General features: G+C 60.2%; 4 protein-coding genes. All 4 read right to left on the reverse strand.

Features of this window, described 5'->3' with window-relative positions; all coding sequences use genetic code 11:
* Window positions 1-260: 260 nt before the first annotated feature.
* Entirely contained in the window at window positions 261-743 is a 483-nt protein-coding gene (locus tag ACEW8G_RS02740) for a transmembrane anchor protein (RefSeq protein ID WP_373486915.1), read from the reverse strand.
* A gap of 192 nt (window positions 744-935) precedes the next feature.
* Window positions 936-1,664, reverse strand: a complete 729-nt coding sequence (locus tag ACEW8G_RS02745) for a HupE/UreJ family protein (protein WP_373486918.1) — start codon at window positions 1,662-1,664, stop codon at window positions 936-938.
* An 878-nt stretch (window positions 1,665-2,542) separates the two neighbouring features.
* Entirely contained in the window at window positions 2,543-4,201 is a 1,659-nt protein-coding gene (locus ACEW8G_RS02750; protein WP_373486916.1) for an NAD(P)/FAD-dependent oxidoreductase, read from the reverse strand.
* A gap of 644 nt (window positions 4,202-4,845) precedes the next feature.
* A partial coding sequence (locus ACEW8G_RS02755; RefSeq protein ID WP_373486917.1) for an efflux transporter outer membrane subunit occupies window positions 4,846-5,962 on the reverse strand: 1,117 nt, incomplete at its 5' end.

Below are 5,962 nucleotides of genomic sequence, written 5' to 3' on the forward strand. Positions count from 1 at the left end.
GCGTTCCTTTCCGTTGAAGGAACTCCACCCTCACAAGCGACTTCGCCGCTCTCAAAGCCTCAACAATACTACGCTACGTTACCCCAAGCGACTCTCCCGCGAAGCGGGTTCGTGCTCTGTCTTTTCAACCGCCTTTGCGGACACCCGATGAGAGATCGTACGGCGTCAAGTTTCTGTAGCTCCCTCAGCCCAGCAGGCACATTGAAACACAAAACCCACGCAAGCGAACGCCTGCTGAGGCAGCCTTTTGTCATTCCGCGCTACACCACCCGCTTGACCCCGTTGTACGCGCCTTCGGTGCGCAATATGATCGTGACAGGTGAAGCCGAGCGATTACGCCAGAACCAGCCATGGCTGCCATCAAATGCCGCAATCAGCTCGCCTTGTTCGCCGGCTGAATCCCGGCCCTTGCCATAGCCATGATAGGAAATGCCCGGCGCATCGGCGTGCGTGTCATAATTGACGCGGCCACCTTCGACTGCCCAGTCGAAATCGATCCGCGCGCCCTTCGCCGCCGTCAGTTTGATCTCTGCACCTTGGCCCGGCGCCAGCGTCAGGCGGGTGACATCACTGCGTCGTTGGATTTCGGCCTCGGGCTGTACCGGTGATACAGATTGGGTCGGGGTCGCGGCTGGATTGGCTTTCGGGGTAGCAGCCGCAGCGTCGGCTTGCCCAGCGGCTTCGGTCTCGGCGGCTTCAGCGAACGCGGCCTCCTTGGCAAGTTGGACCTTGATCTCGCCCATCTGCGTGAGGTTCAGTGCGCGTCCGATACCCGTGGGGTCGATCGCAAGTCAGATGGCAACACGATCGTCACCAGGATCGCCGCAGCGGCTGCAACGGCAAATGCGGTGGCACCCAGCAATTGCCGATTGGTCGGGAGGTCATCTGAATGGGGGCGTTGGGAATTGAACATGGGGTATCTCCTCGAAACAGGCTCAGCTGGCTGCGAGGCCTGCGAGCTGGAAACCGACCAGCACGAAGCCGGCGGTCATCAGCAGGGTGTTGGCGGCAAAGGCGTGGCGGATGAAGCTGCTGGTCCGACGCCAGAAGCCCATGACGATGAGGATTGCGCCAAGCGCCAGCAGCTGGCCGATCTCGACGCGAATGTTGAACGCGATGAGGTTGGGGATGAGCCCATCCTGCGCGAACTCGAACTCGATGATCTTGGTCGCCAAGCCAAAGCCATGGAACAGGCCGAAGATCAGGGTCGCGATCTTGGTGTTCGGTTGAACGCCGAACCATCGCTGAAACGCCCCAAGGTTATCGAGTGCCTTGTAGACCACTGACAGGCCGATGATCGCATCGATGATATAGGCGTTGGCGCTGATGCCGGTCAGCACCCCGAACAGCAATGTAGCCGAATGACCGATCGCGAACAGCGTCACGTAGATGGCGACATCCTTCAACCGATACAGGAAGAAGATAACCCCGAAAAGGAACAGTAGATGATCGTATCCCGTGACCATGTGCTTTGCGCCGAGATACAGGAATGGGAAGAACAGCACGCCGCTGCTTTCCAGAATGTAACCCTTGTCGCCTTCGCAGGTATCGCCGGTGCAGCCAGCTATTGTCGTTTGCAACTCCTCGAACACATCTTTGCTGATCACCACCGCGCGGTCCGCCTGACCGACCGTCAATAGCAGCGCTGCATAGTTCGTTCGCATTGATCTGCGGTCATTTGCGGCTTGGTTGCATCGGGTTGCCCAGGTTTCGGTTTCACAGCCCGCCCAACGCGGCTCAAAGCGCGCGAGCACCGCATCGAACTCCGCGCCCCCCTCATCGCCGCGCCCTTGTTCGTGCAGCAGCGCACCATATGTGGCGAGCGTTTCGCCCAAATGCTGGTCGTCGCGTGCGCAACCCATAGCCATGCGTCCCGCGGGGGTGTCGCGCCACCGCCCGCATTCGTATATAACCTCAGTCGCGGCGCGGACATAACGCCTGAAAGGCACGATAGACTCGGCGACAAAGCCATTGCTGCGCAGACTGTTGGAATATTGCCGCTCAATATCGGCGGTGGCGTAGCTTTCGGGCCCATACATTTTTCCTGAAATGGCGATCGCCTTTTCAAGTGCGCGCAGCTGTTCGGCGCTCTTGCCTGCCCAGCCGAGATTATAGGCGTGCGCAACGAGTTTTGCGACATAATCGGGGCTGGTCTCACCGACATCGGCGGCAATCAGCGCCAGTGCCTGCTCGGAAATTGCCGCCTGTTCACCCAATGGCGCTTTGGCTGCACGGCTTTCGAGTTCTGCAATTTTGGCTGCGGTGGCGGAAGATAGTGTACGCGGCGCAGGGGCGGCAGTTAATTGCGCGGCAGCGGGCATGGCGACGAAGGCGAACAGCGCGACCAGCCAAATGCCAATTATGGTCTGCGCGTGTCGCATGGCCCGGCGCCCTTTGTTTGTGCACATTCAAGAGCTAACGGGGTTCATCTGCAAGAGCAACTGGTTCTGAATATCTACGCGAGCTTGAAGCGCACCGAAGGCCGAAGTTCAGGGCATCGCTGATCAAATCTCGGGCAATTACGGATACGATTCGGGCATGCCTATTTGGTGAGAGCGCCGTCGCAACCAGTTTGGGCTGGCGCGTCGCCAAGGCTCAACGCCACGGCTTCGGCAATCTTGATCCCATCTACCGCTGCTGACAGGATGCCCCCGGCATAGCCCGCGCCTTCGCCGGCAGGAAACAGACCCACAGTGTTTAGGCTTTGCAGATCGTCGCCCCGCGTGAAGCGGACCGGTGATGACGTGCGTGTCTCGACACCGGTCATCAACACATCGGGATGATCATAGCCCGGGATCTGCCGGCCAAATACAGGCAGTGCCTCGCGCATCGCGGTCACTGCGAAGTCTGGCAGGCATTGCGCCAAATCCGTCATATGCACTCCGGGCTTGTATGATGGCGTGACCAGCCCAAGCGCCTCAGAGGGGCGTCCTGCGAGGAAGTCGCCCAGTCTTTGGGCTGGGGCCTTGTAGCTCGATCCTCCCGCAACAAAGGCCAACGATTCCCAATGGCGTTGCAGTGCGATGCCCGCGAGCGGATCGCCGGGGAAGTCGCGCGCCGGATCGATTGCGACAACCAATCCGGAGTTCGCATTGCGCTCGTTGCGCGAATATTGGCTCATGCCGTTGGTGGCCACGCGGCCTTCCTCAGACGTTGCTGCGACCACCGTGCCGCCAGGGCACATGCAGAAACTATAGACTGTCCGATCATTCTTGCAGTGGTGCGAGATGTGATATTCCGCCGCGCCGAGGATGGGATGGCCCGCGTTGACGCCGAAGCGCGCTTTGTCGATCCAGGATTGCGGGTGTTCGATCCTGACGCCAATTGAAAATGGTTTTGCCTCGACATGGACCCCGGCAGCATGGAGCATCGCAAAGGTGTCGCGCGCACTGTGACCAATTGCGAGCACGACATGATCGGCCTCCAGATACTCACCGGTGCTTAAATGGACTCCGCGAACGCGGCGATCACCACGGGCATCGGTAGCAATATCTGTGCCATCAACGCGGTTTGAGAATCGATATTCGCCGCCGAGCGTTTCGATGCTCTTGCGCATGCTCTCAACCATTGTCACCAGCCGGAACGTTCCGATGTGTGGATGCGCCTCGGTGAGAATCTCGGGCGGTGCCCCGGCATTGACGAACTCGGTCAAAACCTTGCGGTCGCGATTACGCGGATCCTTGATCCTGCTGTAGAGCTTTCCGTCGGAAAAGGTGCCGGCGCCGCCCTCGCCGAACTGTGCGTTCGATTCCGGATTGAGTACCCCGCGCCGCCAAAGCCCCCAGGTGTCCTTGGTCCGCTCACGCACCACCTTCCCCCGGTCAAGTATGATGGGGCGAAATCCCATCTGGGCCAGGATGAGCCCGGCAAAAAGCCCGCATGGCCCCGCGCCTATGACAACGGGGCGCTTCGACGCGCCACTTGCCGGTGCTTTGGCGACGAGATGATAACGGGGGTCCCGCGTGGGCTGGACGTTGCTATCCTTGCGAAAGCGCGCGAGCACCGCCGCCTCGTCCTTCACGTTCACATCGACCGAATAGACCAGCTGGATGTTTGTCTTGTCGCGCGCATCATGGCCGCGGCGCGAGACGACATAGAGCACCAGATCGCGCGGGGCGATCCGCAGCCGCCTGCAGATTGCAGCGGGCAATGCCTCGTCCGGATGGTGGAGCGGCAGCGCTAGTTCGGTTATGCGCAACATTGTGCGGCTTTAGAGAGTGATAAAGCGAAATGCCAATCGCTCATGTGCGGTCCGCTTCTATCGCGTCCGAGCAACCGGTCGCCGGAACCAGTCGCTTGGCGGGCTACAGAATAATATGCTGCCTCAGGCGGCTGGATTAGGACCGACAACTATGCTGAAATCGGTGGTTTAAATACTGATTTAAAAGGTTTTCTGAAAAAACGAGGTTTGGTTCGAGTTAGAAGCGTGCCTCCACCCATCTTCAATAGATCGCCGGACATTGATATCGAGCTGAATAAACCCGCTTTTTCGGGCAATTTTCTGTGCATTGCGAGTTTTTGACTCTGCCGGTTTTGCCTGCTTCGTGGCAGTTTAAGGCGATTGTCTCTGTCCAATCAACCGCAGCTAAAGTTTCGGTTTCGCCCGATTATCGCCAGTGCTTCGTTGCCAACTCCTCTTGAGCCGACCGGCGCAAGATTGCATCACAGCCAGCGGAAGGGCGATGGTAAAGTCGCGTTACACGAGGCCCATTGAGGACCTGAACTGCTGGATAAATACGCCTATGGCAAAGCCGCCATGTGACGACAGCAACAGGGCCAGTTGCTGGATGGCTGGTTCAGAGGATCGCGCTGCAAAAAACGGACAGTTTCAATTTATTCAGTGGATCATTGCGCCTGTGTTACACCGCCACCTACCGCGCGATACAGGGAAATTTTGCGCAGGCTGACCTCTGAATCGGCAATTGCCGCAGCTTGGCCAGAGGCAAGGCTCGTCCGCTCGGCATCCAGCACCGTCAAAAAATTGGTGAGCCCCCGGCGATAGCGCTCACGTGCGAGTTCTGCGGCGTCCCGGTCCAGCTCAGCCTGACGGGCTACAGCGTCAGCGTTGCGCGTGGCTGCGCGCAGGCCACCCAGCGCGGCTTCGGTCTCACCGAGCGCCGCAAAGAGTGTTTTGCGATAGCTGGCAAAGGCTTCACGCGCCTCGGCTTGGCGTTGGTCGATGCGCGCGCCGACCCGGCCGAAGTCGAACAATGGCCCGGACACCGCACCGCCGAGCGAGCCAATTATTGCATCTTGCGTCAACAGATCCCCCAGCGCCAGGGAGATGAGGCCCAGACCGGCAGTGAGGCTGAAGGTCGGAAACCGATCGGCAGCAGCGGCGGCAATCTCGGCATCCGCTGCGGCCAAGCGGCGTTCGGCGGCTATCACATCCGGACGTTGGCGCAACACGGTGGTGGGGATAGACGGTGCGGCGCTGTCTGGCCGCGCTGGCGCAGCGTCCGGGGCACCCTGCTCCAGTGCGGCAAGCACATTCTGGGCGGGAAGTCCTGTGAGCGTCACCAGCCGGCCGATAACCTCGGCGCGCTCGCCGGCAATGCTCTCCATGCGGGCCCCAGCCTGGGCCTCAAGAGACTGCGCACGCACCTCATCTGATGTTGGCACCAACCCGGCGCGTGCGCGAACCCCTGTGATCTCGGCGAGCGCGCGTGCGCTTTGTACGTCGCGGCCAATCAAGGCGGCACGCTGATCGACCTCGCGGACATCGGCAATGGCTGTCGCAATATCCGTGATTAGCGCCAACCGCACTGCATTGGCATCGGCGGTTGCCGCATCCAGCCGGGCGGCGCTCGCACGCCCACTGGCACGCAGTCGGCCGAACAGATCGAGGTCCCAACTGGCATCGACCGCCGCGCTGAAACTGCTTTGATATTGCTGGGTCTGGATGGAAGGAGGCAATGCGCCAAACTGTGCGGCGCTGATCCGTTGGCGCGATGCTGCGCCG

It is taken from the genome of Blastomonas sp., assembly GCF_041747255.1.
Lineage (GTDB): Bacteria > Pseudomonadota > Alphaproteobacteria > Sphingomonadales > Sphingomonadaceae > Blastomonas.

What these genes read in the sequence shown, in the direction of transcription:
- ACEW8G_RS02740 (WP_373486915.1), bottom strand. Translation starts at nt 743, where the DNA reads ATGGGCGAGATCAAGGTCCAACTTGCCAAGGAGGCCGCGTTCGCTGAA.
- ACEW8G_RS02745 (WP_373486918.1), bottom strand. Translation starts at nt 1,664, where the DNA reads ATGCGAACGAACTATGCAGCGCTGCTATTGACGGTCGGTCAGGCGGAC.
- ACEW8G_RS02750 (WP_373486916.1), bottom strand. Translation starts at nt 4,201, where the DNA reads ATGTTGCGCATAACCGAACTAGCGCTGCCGCTCCACCATCCGGACGAG.